The sequence below is a fragment of the Clostridioides sp. ES-S-0005-03 genome (assembly GCF_020658455.1).
Classification (GTDB): domain Bacteria; phylum Bacillota; class Clostridia; order Peptostreptococcales; family Peptostreptococcaceae; genus Clostridioides.
Genome location: NZ_JACVWI010000007.1, coordinates 79,011 through 105,201, shown reverse-complemented (window position 1 = coordinate 105,201; position 26,191 = coordinate 79,011). Strand labels below are relative to the sequence as shown.

Annotated in this window: 23 protein-coding genes and 1 pseudogene; 10 read left to right on the top strand and 14 right to left on the bottom strand. The window is 29.2% G+C overall.

The window, feature by feature from the left end; translation table 11 throughout:
* The first annotated feature begins 207 nt into the window (after positions 1-207).
* The gene (locus IC218_RS18355; RefSeq protein WP_227825126.1) at positions 208-786 is read left to right on the top strand and encodes a TetR/AcrR family transcriptional regulator; all 579 of its coding nucleotides are present in this window, start codon (positions 208-210) and stop codon (positions 784-786) included.
* A complete protein-coding gene (locus IC218_RS18350) occupies positions 779-1,438 on the top strand; it encodes a CatA-like O-acetyltransferase (RefSeq protein WP_227825125.1) in 660 nt (219 codons plus the stop codon). The genes IC218_RS18355 and IC218_RS18350 overlap by 8 nt, the downstream gene beginning before the upstream one ends.
* Before the next feature lie 129 nt (positions 1,439-1,567).
* On the opposite strand, the gene IC218_RS18345 is transcribed toward IC218_RS18350, so the two are convergent.
* The 5 genes from IC218_RS18345 to IC218_RS18325 all read right to left on the bottom strand — a co-directional run bounded on the left by IC218_RS18345 (position 1,568) and on the right by IC218_RS18325 (position 5,634).
* A complete protein-coding gene (locus IC218_RS18345) occupies positions 1,568-2,620 on the bottom strand; it encodes an ABC transporter permease (RefSeq protein WP_227825124.1) in 1,053 nt (350 codons plus the stop codon).
* Positions 2,620-3,360 carry an ABC transporter permease gene (locus IC218_RS18340; protein ID WP_227825123.1) on the bottom strand — a complete coding sequence of 247 codons (741 nt, stop codon included), beginning with the start codon at positions 3,358-3,360 and terminating at the stop codon, positions 2,620-2,622. The genes IC218_RS18345 and IC218_RS18340 overlap by 1 nt, the downstream gene beginning before the upstream one ends.
* A 3-nt stretch (positions 3,361-3,363) precedes the next feature.
* Positions 3,364-4,122 (bottom strand): ABC transporter ATP-binding protein, encoded by a 759-nt coding sequence (locus IC218_RS18335; RefSeq protein WP_227825122.1) that lies wholly within the window; start codon positions 4,120-4,122, stop codon positions 3,364-3,366.
* A gap of 101 nt (positions 4,123-4,223) precedes the next feature.
* Positions 4,224-4,934 carry a PadR family transcriptional regulator gene (locus tag IC218_RS18330; RefSeq protein WP_227825142.1) on the bottom strand — a complete coding sequence of 237 codons (711 nt, stop codon included), beginning with the start codon at positions 4,932-4,934 and terminating at the stop codon, positions 4,224-4,226.
* Between the two features lie 91 nt (positions 4,935-5,025).
* Positions 5,026-5,634 (bottom strand): MBL fold metallo-hydrolase, encoded by a 609-nt coding sequence (locus IC218_RS18325; RefSeq protein WP_227483358.1) that lies wholly within the window; start codon positions 5,632-5,634, stop codon positions 5,026-5,028.
* A gap of 166 nt (positions 5,635-5,800) precedes the next feature.
* On the opposite strand from IC218_RS18325, the gene IC218_RS18320 reads away from it, so the two are divergent.
* The 4 genes from IC218_RS18320 (at position 5,801) to IC218_RS18305 (ending at position 8,756) form a co-directional block, all read left to right on the top strand.
* On the top strand, positions 5,801-6,439 hold the full coding sequence (locus IC218_RS18320; protein ID WP_227483359.1) for a TetR/AcrR family transcriptional regulator: 639 nt from the start codon (positions 5,801-5,803) through the stop codon (positions 6,437-6,439).
* A gap of 161 nt (positions 6,440-6,600) precedes the next feature.
* Positions 6,601-6,798 (top strand): hypothetical protein, encoded by a 198-nt coding sequence (locus IC218_RS18315; RefSeq protein ID WP_227435321.1) that lies wholly within the window; start codon positions 6,601-6,603, stop codon positions 6,796-6,798.
* A gap of 114 nt (positions 6,799-6,912) precedes the next feature.
* Complete coding sequence (locus IC218_RS18310) at positions 6,913-7,575, top strand: response regulator transcription factor (RefSeq protein WP_227435324.1); 663 nt, start codon at positions 6,913-6,915, stop codon at positions 7,573-7,575.
* A complete protein-coding gene (locus IC218_RS18305) occupies positions 7,575-8,756 on the top strand; it encodes a sensor histidine kinase (protein WP_227825121.1) in 1,182 nt (393 codons plus the stop codon). The genes IC218_RS18310 and IC218_RS18305 overlap by 1 nt, the downstream gene beginning before the upstream one ends.
* 129 nt (positions 8,757-8,885) lie before the next feature.
* On the opposite strand, the gene IC218_RS18300 is transcribed toward IC218_RS18305, so the two are convergent.
* The 4 genes from IC218_RS18300 to IC218_RS18285 form a co-directional block, all read right to left on the bottom strand.
* Positions 8,886-11,546: an ABC transporter permease gene (locus IC218_RS18300; RefSeq protein ID WP_227825120.1), complete on the bottom strand. Its 2,661-nt coding sequence runs from the start codon at positions 11,544-11,546 to the stop codon at positions 8,886-8,888.
* A complete protein-coding gene (locus IC218_RS18295) occupies positions 11,543-12,226 on the bottom strand; it encodes an ABC transporter ATP-binding protein (protein ID WP_227435330.1) in 684 nt (227 codons plus the stop codon). The genes IC218_RS18300 and IC218_RS18295 overlap by 4 nt, the downstream gene beginning before the upstream one ends.
* Before the next feature lie 294 nt (positions 12,227-12,520).
* Positions 12,521-13,456, bottom strand: a complete 936-nt coding sequence (locus tag IC218_RS18290; protein WP_227825119.1) for a penicillin-binding transpeptidase domain-containing protein — start codon at positions 13,454-13,456, stop codon at positions 12,521-12,523.
* 28 nt (positions 13,457-13,484) lie between these two features.
* On the bottom strand, positions 13,485-14,201 hold the full coding sequence (locus IC218_RS18285; RefSeq protein ID WP_227825118.1) for a hypothetical protein: 717 nt from the start codon (positions 14,199-14,201) through the stop codon (positions 13,485-13,487).
* A gap of 335 nt (positions 14,202-14,536) precedes the next feature.
* Here IC218_RS18285 and IC218_RS18280 point away from each other — a divergent pair, with 335 nt between their 5' ends.
* The 3 genes from IC218_RS18280 (at position 14,537) to IC218_RS18270 (ending at position 18,859) form a co-directional block, all read left to right on the top strand.
* A complete protein-coding gene (locus IC218_RS18280) occupies positions 14,537-16,780 on the top strand; it encodes an ATP-binding cassette domain-containing protein (protein ID WP_227825117.1) in 2,244 nt (747 codons plus the stop codon).
* Between the two features lie 571 nt (positions 16,781-17,351).
* Positions 17,352-18,017: a TetR/AcrR family transcriptional regulator gene (locus tag IC218_RS18275; protein WP_227483365.1), complete on the top strand. Its 666-nt coding sequence runs from the start codon at positions 17,352-17,354 to the stop codon at positions 18,015-18,017.
* Between the two features lie 56 nt (positions 18,018-18,073).
* Positions 18,074-18,859: a CPBP family intramembrane glutamic endopeptidase gene (locus tag IC218_RS18270; protein WP_227825116.1), complete on the top strand. Its 786-nt coding sequence runs from the start codon at positions 18,074-18,076 to the stop codon at positions 18,857-18,859.
* A 364-nt stretch (positions 18,860-19,223) separates the two neighbouring features.
* Here IC218_RS18270 and IC218_RS22315 read toward each other — a convergent pair.
* The 4 genes and pseudogenes from IC218_RS22315 to IC218_RS18250 all read right to left on the bottom strand — a co-directional run.
* Positions 19,224-19,529: pseudogene (locus tag IC218_RS22315) on the bottom strand (DUF4368 domain-containing protein); the annotation flags it as partial.
* Positions 19,530-19,649: 120 nt separating this feature from the next.
* Positions 19,650-21,767 (bottom strand): HelD family protein, encoded by a 2,118-nt coding sequence (locus IC218_RS18260; protein WP_227825115.1) that lies wholly within the window; start codon positions 21,765-21,767, stop codon positions 19,650-19,652.
* A 251-nt stretch (positions 21,768-22,018) separates the two neighbouring features.
* A complete protein-coding gene (locus IC218_RS18255) occupies positions 22,019-22,873 on the bottom strand; it encodes a helix-turn-helix transcriptional regulator (RefSeq protein WP_227825114.1) in 855 nt (284 codons plus the stop codon).
* Between the two features lie 336 nt (positions 22,874-23,209).
* Positions 23,210-24,103, bottom strand: coding sequence for a LysR family transcriptional regulator (locus tag IC218_RS18250; RefSeq protein ID WP_227825113.1), 894 nt, complete (start codon positions 24,101-24,103; stop codon positions 23,210-23,212).
* A 120-nt stretch (positions 24,104-24,223) separates the two neighbouring features.
* Here IC218_RS18250 and IC218_RS18245 point away from each other — a divergent pair, with 120 nt between their 5' ends.
* Positions 24,224-25,546, top strand: coding sequence for an MATE family efflux transporter (locus tag IC218_RS18245; RefSeq protein WP_227825112.1), 1,323 nt, complete (start codon positions 24,224-24,226; stop codon positions 25,544-25,546).
* 204 nt (positions 25,547-25,750) lie between these two features.
* On the opposite strand, the gene IC218_RS18240 is transcribed toward IC218_RS18245, so the two are convergent.
* On the bottom strand, positions 25,751-26,107 hold the full coding sequence (locus IC218_RS18240) for a VOC family protein (protein ID WP_227435351.1): 357 nt from the start codon (positions 26,105-26,107) through the stop codon (positions 25,751-25,753).
* Positions 26,108-26,191 lie beyond the last annotated feature (84 nt).

The window sequence follows — 26,191 nt, the reverse complement described above, 5'->3', positions numbered from 1 at the left end:
TATAATTGATAGTAATTTATATATTACATATGTAAGTTTTAAAAGTCAATATTATTATTACTATCTTTAATAAATTTCTTTCTTAATTTAAAATAAATTAAGTTATCTTACACCTAACTGTTTTATACTATATAAATTTAAATTGACAAAGCGACACAAGTGTCTTATAATCAAAAGCGACACACATGTCGCAAAGGAGGAAAATCTATGGCAACAAAAGGAATGCAAACTAAACAATTTATTATTGATACTTCAATAAGGTTATTTTCTGAAAAAGGCTACAGTAATGTAACTATGAAAGATGTTTGTGAAGCATGTAATTTAAGTCGTGGTGGTCTATACAGACATTTTAATTCAACAAAAGAAATTTTTATTGATATGCTAAATTCTCATAAAAACAATGCTAAAAATTTATTAGATGAAAGTATCAAAGAAAATATATCAGCTAGGCAAATGTTAGAGTATTTTCTTAATCAACAAAAGTCAGAAATACAAAGTGAATATTCTGGACTAGATTTTGCAATCCATGAATTTGCTTTTGTAGAAAAAGACCAGCGTGATTATATGAACAAAAGATATAACTCAGCTATTACAATGCTTTCGAAGTTAATAGATTATGGACAATCTAAAAATGAATTTAAAAAATGTAATTCTACAATACTTGCAACACACATAATGTTCTTGCTTGATAGTATGAAGACATCCGCACCTGTTTTAATACTTACAGATAACGATATTGATAATCAAATAAATCTTATAAAGGATATGGTGATTTTATATGAGTAAACAACAATTCCATAAAATTGACTTACAAAACTGGGAACGATATACACATTTTTATTATTTTTCAAAGATGACAAATGTAGGATTTGATTTAACTATAGAAATAGATATTACTCATTTACTTGATGAAACAAAAAAGAAAAATATCAAATTTTATCCAGCATATCTATATATAGTAACAACTTGTTTAAATCGATATAAAGAACTAAAGATTGCATATGATGAAAATGAACTAGGATATTGGGATACTTTAACTCCATTCTATGCAATTTTTCATGATGATAATAAAACTTTTTCATCAATATGGACAGAATACAATAAAGATTTTTCAATATTCTATAAGAGTTACTTAAATGATGTTGAACAATATGGAAAAAATTATGGTTTTTTAGCAAAACCTAATCCTCCAAAAAATTGCTATACTGTTTCATGTCTTCCATGGATTAGTTTTAAAAGCTTTACTGTACATAATCATGGTCTTGAAAATTATTTTTTTCCTACAGTTGAATCAGGTAAGTATCATCAAAAAGATGAAAAAATACTTCTCCCTCTTTCTATAACAGTACATCATGCAGCTACTGATGGATACCATGTAAGTTGTTTTATTGATGATATACAAAAAATGTGCTTTAATACTGATACATGGCTATTCTAAAAAACATCTGTATTATAACCATGTATTATAATATTTATAATCTAGGATAAACAATCACATTGCACTAATAGGATAATGTGATTGTTTACTTATTTTAATTATAACTATTTATTTTTTCTTTAATTTTATTTAGTTCTCAATTTTATTTAAATATTTTACTCTTTTAGTCCATCCCACAGTTAACAAAATTAAAGCTACTATTGTTGCTGTTAAAATATAAATATAGTTCATATTAGAAAACCATCCTTTCCCATCTTCCATGTAAGTGGAAATACTTATAAACCATCGTATGGGACTTATGATACTCATATTTTGCAACATAGTAGGCATTTTATCAATTGGAATAAATGAACCACCAACAAGTGATAATATAAGAGATATACCAGTAGCAAATAAATTTGCATACATCTCTTTATTAAACAAGGAAGATACAAATGTTCCAAAAGAAGTTGCCAAAGCCGATATCCATACACCCATTAAAAGTAAATTTATATAACTGATACTAATATCAATATTAAATAATTTAATAATAGTTATAGAAACTAGATATTGAAAATATGTGATTGCAAAGTTATATAGCATATTCCCTAACACATATCCTCTTATATTTTGTGGTGAATATAATATTCTTGTAAATGTACCTGAATTCTTATCTTTAATAATCATTGATGCTGTAATAGTAGATGTTATCATTAAAAATAATACAATAAAAGCAATTATTCTTTGCAAAACCCCTAATGTATTTTCTTGTAGTTTACTTATATTTATAGGTGTTGAATCTTCTTTATATGATTCTATTAAATACTCTAATATATTATTTGTACTTTTATCTTTTATAGAATAAAGTTCGAAATTACCCTTATTAAAATATATAACAGCAGAATATTTTCCAGTTATAATATCAGTTTTAACTGTTTTAAAATCTGCAGTTTCAACATCAATTCCTTGAGTACTTTTTAATGCCTTAACCATATCTGTATAAATATTCTTTTCAGATTCATTTAAAACTTGCTCATTTTTATACTCACTTAAAATACCAATATTAAAAGATGGTTTACTTATGTAGTTTGCCATTACTCCAAGTATTACTATAATTATTGGAAATAAGAGTGTTACTAAAAATCCTGATTTTTTATTTATATTTCTTTTAAAATTATTATTAAAAATACCTATTAAGTTCACTATATAAATGCCTCCTTTTTAAAAAATTTAACTGTAAGTACTGTAATTAAAATACTTATCATTACAAATATAGATGATATATAAAAAATAGGTTGAAAATTATTATCATAAATACAAGTAACTATACTCCTATTGACCCAAGTCAATGGTGATATATTAATTGCTAATGAAACAATTGGGTTTAATGAACTAACTGGAAAAAATACTCCTCCTAAGAAACCAAAAACCACTATTGGTATATTAATGATATTACGTAGTATATCTAAGTTTTTGCATGCAAGACCTAAAAATAAACCTATAGCTGATACTACAGTTGATTCACACACTAAAAGAAAAATAATAACTAAAAAATTTCCACCAAAACTTATCTGAAAAACACTTTTTATTATCATTAAAGTTATTACATTGCACAGTGAAAGTATAATTGTACAAGAAAAAAGTTTTGAAAGTACTAGTGCTGTTATAGAAATAGGAGAAATCATATAACGATATGATGTACTAGAAATTTTCTCATCTTGTGACGCATATGAAACACTAATAATTCCCATAAGTACACAAAATGGTATTGTGACAATAGTATAATAGTTATATGATGTAAATTCTGTTCCATAAGATTTTGATGTTAAATACCCTAATAACATTATGGTTATTAATGGAAAAACAATATTATAAAATAAAATAAAAAAATCTTTACTTCTTCTCTTTATTCCTAATCTAAACAATGGTAAAAAATATCTCATATATTATTCCTCCAAATCTCTCAAATTTGTACCTGTAAGATATAAAAAAATATCCTCCAAGGTCTTGCAACCAAGTTTTAAATACTTATCTTTATATACGCTCTTATCTAAGTCTTCTAAAATTACTCCTTTGTCAATTAAAACAATCCTATTACATAAAGCTTCTATTTCCTCCATATAGTGACTAGTGTAAATAATTGTTGTACCATTCTTATTAATCGTTTTAATTGCTTCCATAATTTTATTTCTCGATTGAGGGTCAATTCCAACTGTTGGCTCATCCATAATGAGAATTTTAGGACTATGTGCGATTGCACAAGCTATATTTAATCTGCGTTTCATTCCTCCAGAAAATTTTGATGGAAGTTCTTTGTGTCTACCCCAAAGTCCAACAAACTCTAAGGCCTCTTTAGTTCGAGATTTGAGTTCGTTTCCTCTAAAACCATACAATGAACAAAAGAATTTAACATTATCATATGCACTTAAATCTTCATATATTGCCAGTTCTTGTGGCACAACACCAATAGCACTTTTAAAAACATTTTGCTGATTTTTGATACTTTTACCTTTATAATATATATCGCCACTATCTGGAGATAAAATCGTAGTAAACATATTAATAGAGGTGCTTTTTCCTGCTCCATTTGGCCCAATAAAACCTAAAATGTCCCCTTCTAGTATTTTAAAACTCTCCCTTGATACAACTTCCTTATTTTTATATCTTTTAGATAACTTTTCAATCTCTAATAGTACATTTTCCATTTATAAAACCTCCTAATATTTTAACCAATATTATATATCCAATGTTGTATATATTGTTTTTTTAAAACACGAGTCTTTGACCCGTGTTATTATGAATAAACTTATTTTTTATTTTGTAATTTTAGTATTATTTTATCTATATTTTCTATAGCTTTGTCTGGATTATTAATTATTTCATCTCTGAGTTTTTGAACCTCTAATAGTTCACTTGTTGCCTCATTTGCAAATAAAAAATCTTCTTCTATATTTGAAAAATCTATAGATTTAATGACGTTCTGTGTTTCATAACCAACAGATATGTACTTATCAATATTATTTAGTATTTCCTCATGCCATAGTATTTGATAATTTAAATTATCAATTGTCATATCAAAGGCAATTCTTTCTGTTGGAAGGCTTTTTTTATCAATCTTTTTAATTTCTTTCCAGTTTTCCCAATACTTTTTCTGCTCTATCAGATGCTTTATATGCTTTTCAAGATTGGTTTGTATAGTATCTCTTGGTAATACATCTAAAATATTATACAACAAAAACTTATTTGAACCTATTGGAACTATAGGCATTTGCAGTTCTTTTTGTAGTTCTTCTCTTAGCTCCACTTTACCACTTTGTGTAATCTCATAAATCTTACGAATTCTAGCACCATTTTTTTCTTCTCTCAAAACTCTAACTAATCCATCTTTTTCTAACTTTGTCAAAGCATAGTAGATTGAACCAGATTGTATTTTGGTCCATCTATCTGCACCAGAAACTTGTAAAAATTTTTGAATTTCATATCCATGTGTTGGCTTAATATTTAAATAATATAAAATTAAAGTACGTATCAGAAAAATTCACCACCTTATACTCTATCTTGGATATTATACTATCACCAACGTTGTATATAGTCAATAGTTATTATTTTTATTCTTTAGTACAAGGGCTTCCATGAGACATACATATCCAGTTGTATTTTAAATTTTCTAACTCATTTACAGATTTCATCATTTTTTCAGAGTCCCAGTTCCACAGATTAGGATATGGAATTATATTTCCGTTCTTATTCTTAACTAAGTCTCCTGCAAACAAAACATCTTCAAAAAGCATACAAACATGTCCTGGTGTATGTCCTGGTGTATGAATAATTTTTATATTTCCAACTTGCATATTGTCTCTATAAGGCTCTATATCTTTAATAATTCTTTTTGCAATTGTCTTTCCAATAAATTTTTTGAATCCAGGTCTATCCTTCTCTCCTATAATAAATGGGATATCTTCCATATGAGCCCACACTTTTGCTCCTGTATATTCTTTCAATAACTTAATATTAGACATATGGTCAACATCATGATGAGTCAGTAAAATATGCTTAATATCAGTTAGTTGAATCCCAAGTGTTTTTAATTCTTTAATTATACCATTCCCCATAAAAGGAAGTCCTGTATCTATCAATGTAATCTCTTCATCAAACACAATAAAACAATTTGCACCACGAGTACTATCTAACAACAAGATATTTTCTTTTATTTGCATAAATAAATCCCCCTTTTTTATATTTTACCTATATAATTAATTAGTAAAGTTATAATAAATTATAGTGCTTTACATTAATTTTATTCGCAATAGTATACCGTTGTTATATAAGTATACCACTAGTATACTATTTTATCAATGGAATCAGTAAAAAGGAGTGTTTTATATGCCAGAATTATCAAAAAGAGATAAAGAAAAAATCCAAAGAGAAAATGAAATTGTTGTCAAAGCAGAAAAATTATTTTGTCTTAATGGATTTGATAACACCTCTATGAATGAACTAGCAAAGGAAACAGAATATACAAAACGTACTATATATAAATATTTCTCATGCAAGGAAGATTTGTTTTTTGCTGTTGTACTAAGAGGGTATAAAAGACTTTGGGATAGTGTTAAAATAGAAAGTTCAAAAGGTAAAACTGGATTTGAAAGATTAAAATTTTCATATTCTGCATTTCATAAATTCTACTGTAAAGAGCCTTCTTTACTAGCTTTAATGGGAATGATTGGACTTGTACAATCTAAAAACTCAGACTTAGAGATACCTTTTAAAGAAAAGTTTTTTTCTTTCAATAAATTTATGTTTGAAGAAATACAAGAACTATTTGAAATAGGAAAAGTTGATGGAAGTATTAGGTCAGATATTGAGATACCCACTCTTATGTATTCATCAATATTTACACTTACAGGATTTTTTAATTTATTATCTATAACAGGAAAATCGTATCTCAACAATTTTAATATAGAAGAAAAAAAATTTATTGAAACCACTCTTGGTCTTTTGATAGATTCACTTAAAGCGTAGTTTTAATTTATAAGTTTTTTGACAGGAATTTTATTTTCTGTGCAGGATAATCTAGAGGATAAAATGATAACTTTGTTGTAGAACAAGGATTTCCATTGTGTATGATTTTGTGTATCTGTATAATATCTGTATAAATAGAAATTTACGTTGGAGGGCTGTGTATGGAAGAAAAAGATAAAAGAAATAGTTATGTTACTTTATTTATGTTTATAGGTGCAGGTATTGGTATTGCTATCGGTTTTGCGATTGGTATCTCTCAAGGAAAAACTGGAATATCTATGTGTTATGGATTAGTATTTGGAATGATAGTAGGAGCTGGTCTTGGAACTATTATAGAAAAGAGCAATAGTAAAGATTAAAACAAATTCCAGTTTGGTAACTGAATATTCAATATCACACAAGCAGTTAGTTATTTATGCTGATAACCATATTTTTACACTATAATTTCTTTTAAATGAAAGGACTGAAAATAAATGGCAAAAATACTTCTTTTAGAAGATGATGATACAATTGCATTTGGGATAAAAGCTTCCCTAGAAAAGAAAAACCATGTAGTTTGTTGTTATAGTACAATCACTGAAGCTAAGAAAAAATTTGACAAAGATATCAATTTAATTCTACTTGATTTAAATTTACCTGATGGGATTGGATATGAATTTTGTAAATATGTTAAAAATATAAGAGATATTCCAGTGATATTTTTGACAGTGCGCGATGATGAAAAAGATATTGTACAAGGTTTGGATATGGGTGCAGACGACTATGTGGTTAAGCCATTCTTACTTTCAGTACTTCAATCTAGAATTAATGCTGTACTTAGACGTACTCATTCTAACACTACTAGCACTCTTACATGTGAAAATATAAGATTGAATAAAGATGAAGTCAAAGTATATTTGGACAATATTGAAATCTCTTTGACAGCAGGAGAATACAAACTACTCCTAAGTCTAATGGAGAATAAAAATAAAGCACTTACTCGTGCAAAACTATTAGAAATGCTCTGGGATATAGATGGCAACTTTGTAAATGATAATACTCTTACTGTTACAATAAAGCGACTTAGAGAAAAACTAAAAAATCCATCCTGTATAAAAACCTTGAGAGGTATAGGATACAGAATGGAGGACAGCTAGTGAAAATAAAAAAATATATCAATAATACTGTTATTTTTATAGTATTCTGTTTAGTTATTACTATTTTGTTAAGTATAATTCTAACAACTGTAACTTCTTCTGAAGAATATAATATGATAGCTAAAACCATTGGTACATCCTATCAACTTAATCCTAAATCTACAGAACATATTTTAGAATCACTAAAAAATTCAGATTCTCATGACTTTAATGTGGGAAATGAGATTTTATTAAAACATGGTTATACTAAAAATACATTTTGGTATAAAAACTTTTTTTATTTCATGATAGTGTCCTTTATTATAGTGTCAACAATGGCTATAGTTATGTTTATAATTCAGTATAGAGAAAAAAGAAAAAATATGAATAGAATAAATATGCTTACGAGCTATTTAGAAGAAGTAAATTTAGGAAAAGAATCTGTACTTTTACGTTGTGAAGATGAGTTTTCACATCTTGAAGACGAGATATACAAAACTGTGGGAGAACTTCGTTGCTCAAAAGAATTTGCTTTAAAAGAAAGACAAACTCTTTCAGATAATCTTGCAGATATCGCACATCAACTTAAAACTCCAATTACTTCTATGTCGCTCATGGCACAGTTACTTGCAGAAAGTTGTCCCGAGGAAGAAATAGATTACCTCAACAGACTTACAAATCAAATATTAAGATTAGAAAGATTGGTGTCATCCTTACTTACTTTGTCAAAGTTAGATGCAAATACTTTAATATTTGAAAGTAAGCTTATAGATGTCCATTCTCTTCTTACTCATGCAGTTGAACCTATAGAAGAAATTTTAAAAGAAAAAAACCAGACATTTCTTATTGAAGACTCTTCGTTTGTAGAATTTAACATTGATATTAACTGGACTTTGGAAGCTCTTTTAAATATTCTTAAAAACTGTAGTGAACATGTAGAAGATGGTGGACAGATTGTTGCTTATTATAGTAAAAATCCTCTATACATTGAAATTATTATAGAAGATAATGGTAAAGGTTTTGCTCAAGAAGACCTGCCATATATTTTCAATCGATTTTATCGTGGTAAAAATGCTAGCAAATACAGCATTGGTATAGGTCTTGCTCTATCAAAGTCTATTATCGAAAATCAAAATGGTACTATACATGCAGAAAATTGTCATCATGGTGGTGCAAGATTCATAATTAAGTTTTATACATAAAAAACTGGATTATAGGAAAACACCTATAATCCAGTTACATTATATCTTATTTATCATTTATACATTATCTATAACTTACACACAATATTATTTAAAGTTGCTTTTAAAAAATATTCAAATAAATCTTGTTTATATTGTCTCATTTTTTATAGATTCTACTATGTTTTCATTATTTAATTGTTTACATCCCATAATATACGATGCTATTACTACAATAAGTATCAATATGGTAAAGCTCGTCACTATGGATATTGGTGCAAATAATAAGTACTCCATAAAACTTATTTCATTTATATGGATGAAAGCATACAATATAGCTATTTGCACAGGAATACTGAGTAATAATGGTGTAAGACCAAAAAATAATCCTTCTAAGATAATCATCTTTTTCATGCCATTTGGAGACAATCCTGCAGAACGTAACATAGCAAATTCTTGTCGCCTACTTCTAAGATTCCCTGAAACAGTCGCCCATACATTTGATAAACCAATTGCAGCTAACAATGCTGTAATAAATCCTACTATTAAATTCATAGTTATTTGTCCACTATCACTTAACTCTTCATTTTCTACAACATCATTAATCCTATAATCACCTGACCCATAATATTGGTTGCAAATAGATTCAAACTCTTTTCTTACTTTAGAAATATTATCATGATTATCTATTTTAAATAGCCCTGTTATCCTATTTGATTTTAATCTACGATTTTCATGGTAATTTTTAGACACATCTTGTACTGTAGACATTGGTACTACTTGAATTAGTGTGTATCTACCAAGCCTTTCTGCTATTTGTGGAAGTGTATCTGTAATAGTTCCTACTTTCATGTTAAAAGTATAATTTCCCTCATCTTCATCATATACTTTTTCATTCAATGTAATGTTATCTCCTACAGAAAGATTTAAATAATCTATATATACTTTATCCCTACGTGTACTACGCTCAACATCTTCCTCACGATTATATACAATTGAAATTGGATTTTTTGTATCATAATATGGTTTGGGGTCTATAGAAAGTTGTTTGCAATATTTTGCAAAACTCTCATCATCAAGTCCAATCATAGTTGAAGTGATACGAAACTTACCATCACGTTCTATAGGAGAATATTTTTTAGCTGAGACTATATTTTTAAATCCTCCACTCTTTGCAAGCTCTTTTGAAGCATCTTTTTCAGTTAACCAAGTTGCTGCAGACATTTTTAGATAATATAATGAACTCTCTACACCTTGTGTATTGTTTAATTGCTCTAAAAACTGTTTTTCTGTGGGTTCACTATTTTCCAAATACAATGATATATCCCTTTGACTCGCATAAATATCACTACCATAAACACTCTCTGCACCTTTTTGACATGCAATTATATTTAGAAAGCTTGTCAATAATAAAAAAGAAAGTGTTAAAGATATTGTTGCAGTACGATAAGATTTTTTACGGGCACGAAGCGCATTTACTGCAAGTTCTCCTTCTATACCAAATAACCTTGTTAATGAGTATTTATTAGAACTTTTAATTTTAACACTATCACCTTGTCTGATTGCTTCTATAGGTGCTAGTTTTGATACTCTACGTGCTGGTATCAGTGCGGAAACCCATACTGTTATTATTGTAAGTAAAACAGCTGGTAAGAAAGCAGGAATACCATAAGTAAAGATTACCTGTTGATTATCAATATTAATATTTACTGAATTAATATAACTTACAAGGCCATTACACAATGCCCACCCTAAAAATAAGCCTATAGGTAAAGGGATAATTGTCAATAAAAAACCTTCAAAAACTACAGACTTTTTAATCTGCTTTGGAGATGCTCCAATGCTAGCTAGTATGCCCAATTGAGTAAGTCTAGCATTTGCTGATAATGCAAAAGCATTATAAATCACCATTACAAATACAGCCACTGTAAAGATTGCTATTGTTAAATACATAAGAGGTGTTGAAAATTTTTCTATACTGTTCATAGATGCTTTCTGTTCTGGAGAAAAGACTAACATCTTTAAAAGATAATTACTATTATACTTAAGATTGTATTTTCCATATTCATTCATTTTCCATCCTAATGATTTAGCAAGCTTTGGAAGCTCTTTATATGTATCTCTAATATTTTTAAATCGCAAATATACAGTAATATTATCACTAGGCTTTATACTTGCTCTATCAAGATAACCAAGAGCTGTATATGCAGGTACAACTGATGAAGTAGTAACATCTATTTTCCCTACTATTGTCAACACAGTTTCTGAAATCTTTCTAAAACTTTCACCTTTTGCTGTTGGTGCTGTAGGTACAATATAATTTCCATTTAAAACCCTATCTCCTATTGGGATAGTAATCTTATCACCAACTTTTACATTTGGATTACTTTCAAAATATTGTTTTGAGAGTGCAATTTCATTAGCATTATTTGGTCGACGCCCCTCTAGTATAGTGTCTTTTTCTGGCATAGAATTCCAATATTCTGATGTGGCATTTCTATAAATTATGTAATCCCTTTTATCAGCATTAATTTTACCTACATACCATGGTCCTTTAATCATCACATCATCAACTGAAGAGAAATTTTCAATTAATGATAAGTCACTTCCATGAGTTTCATCAAATAATTCTCCATGCCAATTACCTTCTTTCTCAACTGAAAGTCTTATAAAATCACTCCACATTGTATATAATAATCCACATAAAGAAGACATCATAGTTGTAGTAAGTAATATAGCCAACATTATAGCTATACTACTACGCTTATTACGACGTACAAAATCTAAGGTGTATTCTTGAAGAATATTCATTTCTTCACCACCTTTTCAGAAACTATCATACCATCTTCCATAGTTATAATGCGATTTGCTTCTAATGCTATTTTTTCATCATGAGTAATAAGAAGTATTGTTTGATTAAATCGTTTATTTGATAAGTTTAGTAAATCTACAATTTCTTCAGAATTTTTTCTATCAAGATTACCTGTTGGTTCATCTGCTAATAAAATAGCTGGTCTATATATTAAACTTCTAGCTATAGCTACTCTTTGCTGTTGCCCACCTGAAAGTTGACCTGGAAGATGTTTTAGCCTATCAGTTAATCCCAAGGTAGATACAATTTCCGAAAACCTATCTTCATCCACTTTCCTCTTATCAAGTAACATTGGTAATAATATATTTTTTCTAACATCAAGAGTAGGTATAAGATTATAAAACTGATATATAAGCCCTACTTTTCTGCGTCGAAAAATTGCCAATGCTTCTTCTTTTAAGCTTGCTATCTCAGTATCTTCAATATAAATTTTTCCAGATGTAGGTCTATCTACTCCTCCAAGCATATGTAGTAATGTAGATTTTCCAGAACCAGAGGCTCCTACTATGGATACAAAATCACCTTTTTGAACTGATAAATTCAAATTATTAAGAGCCGTCACCATAGTTTGATTTGAGCCATATGTCTTTGTTAAATTTTCACATTTTAGTATTTCCATATATAATCATCTCCTTTATAGTTAAAGTTTAGCAATCCAAAATGACATTATAGTGACACTTCAAACTAAATGTTGACTCTCTCTCAAAATACTTTTTTCAATTAAATATGATACTTTACATAAACACCTTATAAATTTTAACCAATATAAGATTATTTTTTATTAAAATTTTGCTCATATCCTTTTACATATACTTAAAATAATATAAATAAAATAAAAACTATGCAATATATTTATCAATTCATTGCATAGTTACTTAAATCTACCTAATATTTTAGTATAAAGTTATGTCTATTATATAGTACTGTAATAGTTATTAATTATATCAATTGCAATCTCTTTTACTTTTGGTCCTCCAATTTTTTTATTAGAATCATCTGATTTAATAGCAAAGTAATATGTATCATCTTCATTTTCTACCATCCCAACAAACCATGCATCAACACATTGCTTCTTTTCATCAAATCCTGTTCCAGTTTTACCATATACATTTATTTTCTTATCATTTGTATCTATTTTCATAATCTCCTTCAAGAGATTAATATTCTCTTTTTTAAAACTTGTATCACCCTCAAAAATTTTAGTTAATACTTGTGTTTGCTCTTTGGGAGAGATTTTTAATGAAGATTCTAACCAGAACCCATTTAAATCTTTACTTCCATTTTTTAAATTTCCTTCCCACTCACTAATGTCACAATTCCCATATTTTAGATTATCTAGTGTATTTTGAACAAATTTAGCATCAACTTGATTCATCAGTTTTCTATGATACCAAACACAAGATACTTTAAATGCTTCTTCTAAATTAAGATTTCTATTCCAATCTTCAATCTCATAAATTGTGCCATTATACCCCATAACTGATTCTTTTGAATTTACTATTCCTTTTTCTAAACCAATTAATGTTGAAATTATTTTAAAAGTAGAACAAGGTGAAGCCCTTGTTTCAATTAACTCTTTATTGTATATATTATATTCTTTATTTTTACTACTATAAAAAACAGCCCCTCCACTAATATCTTTGAAACAATCACTATAATCAACTACATTAACTTTATCTTTTTTCTGTTGTGTACTATCTTTACTATCCAATTCATTTGATTTAAAATTTGTATTGTTACTCTTAATATTTTGTTCTTTACTCTTTTGATTACTTTCCATTGAATGTTTTGCTATAAATGCAATGATTAATAGAATAATTATTAAAATAAAACTTGTCTTTCTTTTCATATCTTACTCCTCCCCTATATATGTATATTTATAATCCTCCTTTAAAATAATAGACATCATCTGTCATATACTCTAAACGTGGAGCTTGAATGTGTTTATTTATAAAATCTAACTCTGGCTTATTTCCTTTTAAATCTTTAAAGAATACAATCCCATCAACAGATTGTAATTCAGCTCCAAAGAAAAAACAAACTGATTTTTTATTACCAACTATCTTAGTTACATCTACATTTCTATTTAACTTATTTATTTTATTCACTACTTCTTCTGAAAAAATATTTTCTAACTCCTTTTTGCCAAGTTTAATATTTAGATTATATTCAGAATTTAACTTTTTCTCATCACATGCTTTTAAAACTGCTTGTACAACCTCTATATAATCCTTTTTGTAAAGTTGGAATCTAAAACTTTCACTTGGTCCAGGAAGAAATATAGTAGATATACTTATAAAAGTACAAACTATACATCCGATTACTTTTCTTTTATTTAAATCTTTTCTAAGATGTAGTTTAATAATATGTACACAAATCCATATGAAAGCAATCAACATTAATGGTATTGCAAATAATCCTACGAATAGTAAAATCACTCCTCCTCTCAATATAATATTTCCACAAAGAAATAAGAAGTCACTTACAAGAAATAAAGCTACAGGAATAATTATTCCTTTTATATTTTCTTTACCTAATATAATTATGTTGATTAAAGCTATTATAAAAACAGCTATTATAACTATCAGTAACATTGTTCTCTCCTTTCAAGTAGTAAAATTATGTCTGAGTATACACCTAAAACTTACTATTGTAATATTTAAAATATTACAATAGTAAGTTTTAAAAGTCAAGTTATTTAAATCTTTTAAACTAGCTCATTTTTACTAAATTCTAAATAAGTTTTATAATAGGAGTTTTGTTTTTATATGTAGCATACTAATTAAGACTGTTTACACTGTAAGTAAATTAAAAAATAATATCTGTAATATAGCAGAATATATCATGAAAATAAATTTTAATCTTATTATAATATAACTACATAATATAATTATGCTACTAAAATATATAAAGAAAGGGCTTAGTATTTATGTCAGATATCATAATAAAGGGACTTACACATAATAATTTAAAAAACATCTCACTTAAACTTCCAAAAAACAAAATCATTGTCTTTACTGGAGTTTCTGGCTCTGGAAAATCAAGTATTGTATTTGACACAATTGCGGCAGAATCACAAAGACAAATGAATGAAACATATTCAGCATTTATTAGAGGTCGACTTCCAAAATACAAAAAACCTCATGTAGAACTGATTGATAATTTAACTGCTTCTGTAATCGTGGACCAGTCTCCTCTTGGTGGCAATGCACGTTCTACAGTAGGAACTATAAGCGATTTGTATTCTTCACTAAGATTATTATTTTCTAGAATTGGCAAACCATATATAGGAACAACATCATATTTTTCGTTTAATGACCCAAATGGTATGTGTAAAAACTGTTCTGGAATTGGTAGAGTCAAAGCGATTAATATTGAGTCTATTCTAAATCCAGAAAATTCATGGAATGCAGGTTGTGTAAATGACTCTCTATTTAAACCTAATTCATGGTATTGGAAACAGTATGCTGAATCTGGACTATTTGATTTAGATAAACCTCTGAAGGATTATTCTATGGAGGAATATAATTTATTGCTATATGGCTCAAAAGATGGAAAAAGCAAGCCTGAAAATTCAAAAGTTGAAGGTATTTTTAATAAATACAATCAAACATATCTAAATCGAGATATTAGCAATATGAGCAAACACACCAAAGAAAAGTCGGAAAGACTTATAACTGATGAGGAATGTCCTGAATGTCATGGAAAAAGATTAAATAAAGATGCTCTTAACTGCACTATTTTAGGGTATTCTATATCAGATATGAGTAATATGGAATTTACTGAACTTTACAATTTACTCTCTCAAATAAATGATGATAGAGTTGAAACTGTTGTAGATACTCTTACTGATGGCTTGAAAAGAATGATTGACATTGGACTTCCTTATTTACATCTAAATAGAGAATCGACTTCTTTATCTGGAGGAGAAGCTCAGAGATTAAAACTTGTACGCTATATGGGAAGTAGCCTCACTGGTCTAACCTATATTTTTGATGAACCCAGCACTGGAATGCACCCAAGAGATGTACATCGTATGAATCAATTACTAAAAAGACTTAGAGACAGAGGAAATACAGTTCTGGTGGTAGAACATGATAAAGATGTCATATCTATAGCAGATGAGATTATAGATATTGGGCCAAATGCTGGTAAACATGGAGGAAATATTATATTTCAAGGTACCTATAATGAATTACTTCTAGCAAATACACTTACTTCAAAAGCTATGAATTTGTCATTATCTCTAAAATCTAATACTCGTAAACCAAAAAACTTTCTTCCCATCAGAGGAGCTTGTTTGTATAATCTAAAAAATGTTGATATAGATATATCGGTTGGAATCATGACAGTTGTTACTGGAGTTGCTGGTTCTGGAAAAAGTACTTTGATTTCTAGTATTTTTGCAAAAAAATATGAAAAAGATGTTATTAAAATTGACCAAAACCCTATCACGACTACAAATCGCTCTATGCCAGCTACATTTCTTGGTTTTTTTGATGAAATAAGAAAACTTTTTGCTAAAGAAAATAATGTTGGTGAAAGTTTATTCAGCTTTAATTCTAAAGGGGCTTGTCCTATTTGTAATGGAAAAGGAGTACTTGTTACAGAACTGGTATTTATGGACCCTGTTGTTAATATATGTGAAGCTTGTAGAGGTACTCGATACAATGAAGAAGTCCTGTCAAAATTGTATAAGGGTAAAAATATAGTTGAAGTTCTTTCCATGACAGTAGATGAATCGCTTGAATTCTTTACGGAAAAGAAACTTTGCAAAATATTACAAACTATGAAAGATGTTGGATTATCTTATATGACTTTAGGTCAGCCACTTAGTACACTATCTGGCGGAGAATGTCAAAGGATTAAACTAGCAAAAAATCTTAATAAAAAAGGTACTATCTATATTCTAGATGAACCAACTACTGGTCTTCATATGTCTGACATTGACAAGCTTATGTTGATTTTTGAAAGAATAGTAGACAGAGGTAATACAATTATTATCATTGAACATAATTTAGATGTTTTAAAGCAAGCAGATTGGGTGATAGATATTGGACCTGATGGTGGTAAAAATGGTGGTCAGGTGGTATTTGAAGGTACTCCATCAGAAATGTTAAAAAAAGGTAATACTATAACATCAGACTTTCTTAGAAAATCAATAAAAAAATAAGAACAGTTGTGTAAATAAAACTACAGAAAAAATGCTTTTTATTTTAAAAAATATCTATTAAAGTATGGAATAAGAATACACATAATTATATATTTTATTTATGGCTTGTACAGTTCTAATTACCTCAAATAGTACTTCTGATATTTTGTTAGTTCTATAGAAGACACTTTAATCTATAGAATTAACAAAATGATTAACAAAATCTCATTATTTCCCCTATCAGAAATCAACAATGGAAAAATCGTTTTATCCAGTGCTTGCGTAGTTTAAAGTGCCTCCCCCTTGATATAGTAGCGGATACATTGCTTTAATTAGTGCTAAGCATCATGTTCCGACTTCCTTTACCACACAATCATCTGTCTTCACATCGTTTTCGGTTCCTATTGCCACTTCGTTCTGCCTGATACCAACCGCAGTTTTATTAACAGCTATGTTGTCTGAGATTGACTGGATCACATCCACAATATTAAAATGACACCTTCGTCATTTTAACATTGACATGACGTAGAAAAGAGAGTATAGTATATCATATAATAATGACGATAAAGTCATTTTAAGGGAGGTTGATGTAATGCCAAAAGTAAATGAACAGTATTTGGAGGAAAAACGGGATCAGATATTGGATGCTGCATTTGATGTTTGCATGTCCAAGCCAGTATATACAGTTAAAATGAAAGATATTATTGAGAAAACAGGCTTTAGTCATGGGCTTGTATATCGATATTTTACTAATTTGGAAGATATCCTATTTGCCCTCATTAACAGAGACACATCAATTATTGACGTGTCTGCTAAAGTTGATGAAATACTGCACTCAGGACATTCTCCAGAAGATGTTGTAAAGCAGCTGTTTTCCCTATATTTTGATGCGATTATGATTGGCATCACTGGGTACGGTAAGATTTTAAATGAAATGCTTTCTACGCTTGCCAGCGACCAGCAATATTATCAGAGGTTTCGGGCAAATGTGAAGGTTGCATCCCATAGCGATTATTTACAAACGCAAGCATATCAATATATTGAAGAGCAAATACAAAAAGGCTATTTCTCTCCTAAACAGACGTTAGATGAAATATATTCTTTCATTACAGTATGTCTCAGCGGAATCGAAAGGGACCTGATTCTAACAAGGTGCTACCCTGCTATGCAATATATTCAGTTGAATACGGATGGATTACTGTTCAGCCTGTGTACATCTGTCCTTTTCATGTTGGGAAGCAGTAACCAGTCTGTCTGAAAATAAGGACAACAAGAATGAGTCCATAGTTTATTTACAATGAGGAGGTTATGCTGATGTGGAATTATTATGAGAAAAAACCAATACTACAATACTTATTGCTTGTATTTTTAATTGCATGGAGTGCTACAACAATCGTCATCATAGGCGAACAGCTTGAATGGTTCGCAGGACCGATTGGAACTGTCGTATACTACTTACTAGTTGGTTTCTCAATTGGATTTGCTCCAGCTTATGCTGTTACGATTCTTCTTAAAAAAAGCGGACAGATTCACGGGATTAAAGAACTTTGTGAACGTATCGTCAGAACCAATCATATATCCAGCTCTCGCGCCCTGATTGTTGCTATTTTCTTTGCCAGCCAGATTGTGATCAATATCCTTTGCAATCGATATCTGGGAAAACCTTGGTATACGATACTACTTATGTTTCCATTCATGATTATAGGTGGCGGATTGGAAGAGCTTGGCTGGCGCGGTTTTTTGCAACCAGCATTAGAGCAAAAACTCCCTTTTTTTGCTGCATGTCTTCTCACAGGCGTGATATGGGCCATTTGGCATCTTCCGCTCTGGTTGCTACAGAACGCAAACCAATCCTCCATGAACTTCATCTCGTTTTTGTGTTGGTGTATCGCGATGTCTTTTATGTTGGCAGTCTTATACAGGCTGACTGGAAGTGTCATGATCTGCGTGTGTTTTCATGCGTGGTGCAATGCGATTGGTGGTCTATTCACAATGGACCTTCTTATCCAGCCAATACAAGCAAAATCAATTATGCTACTGGGTCTCCAAGTTATTTTAGCTATGATTGCTTACATACAGATGAATTTGTCTTGGAAGTAACTCAGAAGATACAATGCTTCATATCGAAACGTAAGTTTGTTGAACTGTAAGAAGTTCATATGTCTAAAGAAGATGCAAATATACCTGGCAAAACCGTTTATTCGCTTTCTAAGACAGATTATATTGAGTTGAAAGGTACATTTGTATCATTTATTCAAAATTTTAATTATAGCCTTGTTCCTTTTATGATTACTATTTTTTTTATTAAATTCTTAGATAAAAAATAAGTAGTTGATATTCTTACAAAACGATTAAAATATCTTGAAAAAAGCAATATAGGTACTTCAAAGCAAATAGAAATTTTGAAATCCCAAGACTTGCCTGCATATATTATTTGCAACGTCAAGCACAATGCACAAATTATTCAAACAGATATAATATCAACGAAAAAACTTATTAACACGATAAAATAAATTGATGAAACTGGAGAAGCGTAAATGCTACCCCCAGTTTCTTTCAAATAATGGCGACACGGGTTCCTGCCTTGGTAAACTGCTGGTAAGGGCATATACGCCTTTAGCCAGCCATATCCTCGGATCGTAGGACTACCTTCTTGGCTACCCTTGCGGTAACGCTCATGCACAACAAGAATTTTTTCAACAAACTCATTAAGCATAGTTGTTGTCATGGTGTCAAAGTTTTTGTATTTGTCAATGAGGTCAATAAGCTCCCCCATTAAGAACACAAGCGGAAAAGCGCATGAAATCAGATTTGCAAGGAATTGAGTGGCAAGGTGTGATACCTCATAATAAGTTAGAAAAATCAATCTTTACAATGTAAACTATATATATCAATTAAGTTCTATCAACTGCGTTAAATTTCCAGTGTATGTAAGCTTAAGTCTATGCATAGCACGTGTACAAGCAATATATAATAAACTACGGTCGTAATCATTGTAATATGTTTTATTATTTACTGAAGGAATAACAACTTCATCAAACTCTAGCCCCTTTGACATCTTAATAGAAGTAATTGATACACCTTTTACAAAACTAGAACTTTCAGGAGATATTAAATTAACATCATATTCTTGCTTAATAACATCATATATTGCTTTAGCCTTGCTGTTGGTTTTTAGTATAATACCAAGGGTAGCATTGTTGCTTTCCTCAAACTGCTCAATCTCCATTTTTATCTTATCTATCTCATCTGGTTCGTTACTGCATTTAATCACAACAGGCTCCTCACCATGTCTTTCAATAGCCTCCAGCGAAGTTATATTTTGAATTTTCTTGGCAAAATTAATAATCTCAAAAGTAGAACGATAACTCTTGTTTAACATTACTAGCTCTCCATCATCATAAATATGTACCATATCATCTAATGTATGTAAATGATTAGGGTTGATTAGTTGTCCAAAATCTCCAAGAATAGTTTTTTTACATTTGAAAAGCAAGTTTATTACAGCATATTGAATAGGAGTGTAATCCTGCATTTCATCAATAACAATGTGTCTTATCACTTTGTCTTCTTGTAATCCCTCATATGCAGCATGAAGATATATAAATGGATACACATCTGCCCACTCAAGAGTATTCTTTGATGGCATTACAAACATATCTTGAATATTCATCTGTTTGAAGAAGTCCTTATATAGTGCTAGAGTATTTTTTATTGTTAGCATTCTATTTAAACTTTTCAGTATATTTTTTACTTTTGGTAAGTCATCTTCCATAATATTATCTGATTCAAATCTATAATGAATATCTTCTGCTACCATCTCCAGTCTTCGCTTAACTGGATATTTATTGTATGCATCAAATCTTTTTCGTATCCAGTCACTTTTAGCTATAAAACCTCCAAAAGTGTAATCTTTAGGAATAAAGACCATATTTGGCATTTGCTTTATATATTTATCCATAAGCTTTAAAAAATCTAGTGTAGATTTGAAACGTACTCTTTTTTCCCATTGTACATCATTTACTTCCAGAGAATCTTTTTCTCCCTCAAAATCAATAATCCTCTCTAATTGAACTTCTGCTATATCTTCAAAACTTAATTCACATAGAGGCTCTTCTCCTAGTTCAGGAAGTACATTAGAAATATAGTCACCAAAGACTTTATTAGGTGATAGAATAATTACATTATTTGCTGATATCTTATCTTTAAATCGATAAAGAAGAAAAGCAATTCGATGTAAGGCTATAGATGTTTTTCCAGAACCAGCTACTCCTTGAATAATGAGGGTGTCAGCCTTGTCATTTCTAATAATTTGATTCTGCTCTTTTTGTATTGTTGAAATAATGGATTTCATCTTTTCATCTGAAGTATTACTAAGTTCCTTCTGAAGAATATCATCTTGTATATTCATAGAACTTTCAAGTACATACTCCAGTATTCCATTTTTAATTTTAAACTGTCGTTTACGTGTTATTTCTCCATCTATCCATCCAAGTGGTGCATTATACCCTGCTGGTCCTATCTCACAATCATAAAACATACTGGCCATTGGAGAACGCCAATCTAGTATTAGAAGTTCATTTTCATAATCAAATGCAAATCGACCAATATAATACTTTGAATCATAACCTTCATCTTTTAGTTGAAAATCTATCCTAGCAAAATATGGCGAATCTTTCATTTTAGCAATCTTGTCTCGAACTTTTACCATAAAAGCCCCATAACTATCTATTTGCTTTAGTGCCAGTTCATTTTGGAACATTTCATGTGGGTCTATCTCTCCACGATTTTTTACCATATATAATTTAGCATCCATGTAATCTTTATCTAGTTTATCAACTGAATTTTCTGCATTCTCCAAAGCATTATCCAGCTTATTATTTATATCTATAAGGTATGCAATCTCATCTGGAAAAGATGTTGCTAACTCCATCTCTTGTCCAGATATATTATGTTTAGGATTGGATGTAATAGAATTACAACTTTCTAATTGCTGATTTTTAGACATTTGAATCCTCCTTGCCAATTAAGTATTATCTTAAATCATTATACTGAATTGAATTTTATATTTTTTAATCATTCTTGCTCTTTGATTCAAATTTAGTTTTTGCTTTAAATTTCAGCCTCAAAATTTGTATTTCTTTTTAAATAAAAAATACATTTTCTTATATTTATAATCAAAATTATGAGAAACATGGACAGCAAAATAAATACACCTAAAAATGTAAAATTATTTTTTAATACAATAGATTATTAGTACTATTCAGTGTCTTTTTCATTTTCAGAAGACAGAATAAATTTTTGAGTAGGATACCCAAATTCAGTTAATAATTCAGCTTCTGCAAAACCTAACTTCTTTATCATATTTCGATGTCCTGTATCAGCTTTATCTCCTTCTCTAAAAGTTGTGATTGAGATAGATTTATCTATCAAAAAATTCTCAATAACCTTTTTTAGAAACACCTGTGCAATATCTGAATTACGATATTGAGGGTGTATCCCAAAAAAGTCAATGCTCCCAGTTTCTTTATTAAATACCATATTTGCAATAGCAATGTTATTAAACTTTAATATCAAGGCTCTTTCTTCCAAAATATATTGTTTTAATTGAGAGATATATTCTTCCTCCTGTAAATTTGGGAATCCATCTATGACTAATCTCACTAAACTCATCCATGATGGTATATCAGATATTTTAGCAAGTGTAATATCTTTTTTTAATTCCGATATATCTTTTGAAAATAGATTTTCTTTTTTCAAAACAAATCTTAGCTGCAAAGGATAAAATTCTTGTTCTTTTCGATATTTATTTGGAGATTTTTTATACATATCTTTAAATACAGAAGTAAATGCTTGTTGACTTTCATAGCCAGCTATCAATGCAATTTCAATAATTGTTTTTTTAGAAAATACTAATAGTTTTGCTGCCTCTGTGAGTTTTCTTCGTTTTATATAATCATGCATTGTCAACCCAACAGAAGTTGTAAAAGTTCTATGTAGATGATATTTTGAATAATGAACAGCATTAGCAACTATATCTAAATCCAGCTTTTCTGATAAATGCTCCTCTATATAATCAATAGCAGTTATAACATTATTTACTTTATAAAACATTGCAGCTCTCCTCCTTTTATCCATGAGACATTATATCAATTACTTCTTAGTCATATTTAATAAATCTTGCTATTTTTTATAATGTGAAAATTATTTTTTATATGTTTATCTCATCTTGTAACCTATTTTTCAATTTTCTTACATATTTCTAACTTAATAATATACATTTTTTCATATAATATAATCATTAAAAAAGAAAAATAGAGTATTTCATTTGAGATTCTTAATATTCTCTTGAAATACTCTTCTTTATATAAATATTTCTTTATTTTTAAATATACACTTAATTTATTTAACTCTAAATAAACTTTTAACTTTAAGATTTACTATCTTCTATTATTTAACTAAAGACTCCAACCCTTTAATTTTCAATAGTTTTTCGTTTAATAAATCTAAAAATTTATCTATTATTTCCTGTTTATTAGATTCTTTAACTAAATAATAAATAAACCTATCTGGTGGAGCATCTTTTATGTAATGTATCTCGATATTAGATATTTCTTTAAGGTGATATGCTACTGATACTGGCACAATGGCCCATAAATTTTCTTGTCTCATAAAATACTCTAAAAGAGACATTTGGTCTAAAAATACTTTAGGTTGAAGAGTTGAACGAAACCAAAAATTATGCCACAAATCATATTCAGGATTCCATGGAAGTCTTATTTCATCGGCAACATCTAAAACAGATGGATGCAATTCTCCATTGTATTTTGAGCCATAACTTGTTACCAGTAACATGGCTTCTTTAAATATTGGTATTGTTTCTATGTCATTAAAAAACATATCATCTGAAATAAGAGCTATATCAACTTCCCCCTTGGAAACATAATCATATGCTTCATAAGAATGATAGTTATAAAAATTTACATTATACTCTGGATATGTATTCATAAAACAGGAAAATACATCTGGAAGTATGTATGAGCTAACACTTCCTATAGAGGATATATTTATAATTTTACTTCTATCAATCTTAGTTATATACTTAGCTTCTTGTAAGAGAGTTTTATATTTTTCTGCAATTGGAACAAATGCCTTCCCTTCTTCTGTCAACTCTGATATTCGTACTCCCTTTTTTCGATTAATTAATTTGTATCCCAATTCAGCTTCTAATGCATGTATGCGTCTACTTAAAGCTGGCTGAGTAACATATAAACTTTCAGCAGCAGCAAAAATGCTTCCCAGCTTTATAATAGTCAAAAAAGCTTGTATCTCAAGTTCTGTCATAATCTTACCCCAATTCATAATATAAACATTTATTTATATTATATGGATAAAAACAGCATTTTACAATTATTTAATATGACTGTAAACTAATTGTATCTTAAAATTTAACGAGGTGCCATTATGAAATATACAACTAACTTAACAGAAGGTTACATAAAGAAAGAGTTGGTCATACTCATGTTCCCATTACTTTTAGGAAATATACTCCAACAACTTTACAATACTATTGATGCTATTATAGTTGGTAGGTTTGTAAGTCAAACTGCTTTTGCTGCTGTAGGTGTAGCTGGAACTATTATGAACCTTTTTATATTTGTACTAAGTGGAAGTTGTACAGGTATATCAATTATATTTGCACATTTTTATGGAGCTAGTGATTTATCTTCATTTAGAAAAGAATCTTTTCTAGCAACTATCTTTGGCATTACATTAACTTTAGGATTAAGTATATGTTCAATATTTATACTTTCTCCATTACTAAATCTAATTCATACACCACAAGAAGTTTCAAATATCGCGATACCATACCTAAATATTATTTTTTGTGGACTTATCGCAACATATTTTTATAATTTATTATCAGCAGCCTTGAGAGCTGTTGGGAATACTAAAGCTACCCTAATTATCTTAATGCTTTCAATGATAATAAATACTGTTTTGGATATAGTTTTTGTTGCAGTATGTGATTTTGGAATCCAAGGAGCAGCTTCTGCAACTGTACTTTCACAGACTCTTGCATCAATTCTTTGTTTTATTTATATAAGAAAAAACATTTCATTTCTTTTGTTTAGAAAGGAAGATATGAAGTTTGAATGGAAATTATTAAGATTAACTCTATCCTATAGTCTAATTTCAGCTCTTCATCAATCCAGTTTATATATTGGAAAATTACTAGTACAGGGAGCTGTAAATCTAATGGGAGCAGACATAATTACAGCATACACTGCTACAACAAGAATTGAAGGCTTTGCTAATTCTTTTGGTGATAGTGGTGCTGAGGCTATCTCTATATTTGTCGCACAAAATCTTGGAAATGAAAATAGAAAAAGAGCAAAGCAAGGATTTTATACAGGATTGATTATCCTATTGTGTCTAGGAATTGGGCTATCTTTGATAATGTATTTTTCTGCTAAGGCTGGTATTAAATTTATGATGAATAATGCCAATGATAGAATTATGGTAAATGGCATAGAGTACATGAAAACTATCGCTATTTTCTATGTTTTATGTTTTATAGGAAGTGCATTTGTTGGATGGTATAGAGGAAGTGGAAAAGTAAATATTCCTGTAATTGGAACCATCTTACATATATCAATTCGTGTTATTATTTCTTATTTGTTTATTCAACAATTTGCTTTAAAGACAATTGCATTTGCTACTGGCATAGGATGGGTTTCTGTTGTGACATTTCAGTATATTATTTTTTGTAGGTCAAAAAAATAGAAAGGTGAACTCTATCCAAAGTTCACCTTCTATGTAAATAACTTTTTTTATTTTGATACATATTAATCTAATTTATAATATATCAGAGTTAAGATTAACAAATTAAACTTTTGAGTATATAATATATTACCCTAAGCTATTTATTAATAACTCTATTTTAAAGTTAATCCTGTGTTTGAGTTAATCCCATATTTTGAGCTAATTTTATTTTGTATGCTGAACATACTCTATAATTGTGCCATCTGGATGTTTTACTGTCATATTATATCCTGTAGGAACTTTTTTCTTATCTCTTATTACTACTGCTCCACTTTGTAGCAGATGACTTCTCCATTCATCCACAGAATCAACCATAAAAGTAGCTTTCGTTTCTATAAATGGCTTAAGAGCAGTATCAGAACCAGATAACAGCAAAACATTTCCTACTTGAGCCAACTCTAACCCCACTTCTTTATAAGAAAAACGTAAAGAACATTTATCTTTTAAAAGATTTTCATAAAAAGGAATTGCATTTTCTATATCCTTAATATAAAAACGTGTTAATACATCATATATCTTCATATTATTTACTCCTTTATTTATCTGTCTTGTTTCTTCTCGATTATATCATTTTGCAAATATTATGATAATATCTCAATCATTAAA

Excerpts from the sequence above, each read along its gene's own strand:
- IC218_RS18255 (WP_227825114.1), bottom strand. The coding sequence starts at position 22,873 with ATGTTTTATAAAGTAAATAATGTTATAACTGCTATTGATTATATAGAG.
- IC218_RS18320 (WP_227483359.1), top strand. The coding sequence starts at position 5,801 with ATGCCAGAATTATCAAAAAGAGATAAAGAAAAAATCCAAAGAGAAAAT.
- IC218_RS18335 (WP_227825122.1), bottom strand. The coding sequence starts at position 4,122 with ATGGAAAATGTACTATTAGAGATTGAAAAGTTATCTAAAAGATATAAA.
- IC218_RS18260 (WP_227825115.1), bottom strand. The coding sequence starts at position 21,767 with ATGTCTAAAAATCAGCAATTAGAAAGTTGTAATTCTATTACATCCAAT.
- IC218_RS18300 (WP_227825120.1), bottom strand. The coding sequence starts at position 11,546 with ATGAATATTCTTCAAGAATACACCTTAGATTTTGTACGTCGTAATAAG.
- IC218_RS18245 (WP_227825112.1), top strand. The coding sequence starts at position 24,224 with ATGAAATATACAACTAACTTAACAGAAGGTTACATAAAGAAAGAGTTG.
- IC218_RS18355 (WP_227825126.1), top strand. The coding sequence starts at position 208 with ATGGCAACAAAAGGAATGCAAACTAAACAATTTATTATTGATACTTCA.
- IC218_RS18240 (WP_227435351.1), bottom strand. The coding sequence starts at position 26,107 with ATGAAGATATATGATGTATTAACACGTTTTTATATTAAGGATATAGAA.
- IC218_RS18270 (WP_227825116.1), top strand. The coding sequence starts at position 18,074 with ATGTGGAATTATTATGAGAAAAAACCAATACTACAATACTTATTGCTT.
- IC218_RS18350 (WP_227825125.1), top strand. The coding sequence starts at position 779 with ATGAGTAAACAACAATTCCATAAAATTGACTTACAAAACTGGGAACGA.
- IC218_RS18280 (WP_227825117.1), top strand. The coding sequence starts at position 14,537 with ATGTCAGATATCATAATAAAGGGACTTACACATAATAATTTAAAAAAC.
- IC218_RS18285 (WP_227825118.1), bottom strand. The coding sequence starts at position 14,201 with ATGTTACTGATAGTTATAATAGCTGTTTTTATAATAGCTTTAATCAAC.
- IC218_RS18325 (WP_227483358.1), bottom strand. The coding sequence starts at position 5,634 with ATGCAAATAAAAGAAAATATCTTGTTGTTAGATAGTACTCGTGGTGCA.
- IC218_RS18250 (WP_227825113.1), bottom strand. The coding sequence starts at position 24,103 with ATGACAGAACTTGAGATACAAGCTTTTTTGACTATTATAAAGCTGGGA.
- IC218_RS18295 (WP_227435330.1), bottom strand. The coding sequence starts at position 12,226 with ATGGAAATACTAAAATGTGAAAATTTAACAAAGACATATGGCTCAAAT.
- IC218_RS18315 (WP_227435321.1), top strand. The coding sequence starts at position 6,601 with ATGGAAGAAAAAGATAAAAGAAATAGTTATGTTACTTTATTTATGTTT.
- IC218_RS18290 (WP_227825119.1), bottom strand. The coding sequence starts at position 13,456 with ATGAAAAGAAAGACAAGTTTTATTTTAATAATTATTCTATTAATCATT.
- IC218_RS18275 (WP_227483365.1), top strand. The coding sequence starts at position 17,352 with ATGCCAAAAGTAAATGAACAGTATTTGGAGGAAAAACGGGATCAGATA.
- IC218_RS18310 (WP_227435324.1), top strand. The coding sequence starts at position 6,913 with ATGGCAAAAATACTTCTTTTAGAAGATGATGATACAATTGCATTTGGG.
- IC218_RS18340 (WP_227825123.1), bottom strand. The coding sequence starts at position 3,360 with ATGAGATATTTTTTACCATTGTTTAGATTAGGAATAAAGAGAAGAAGT.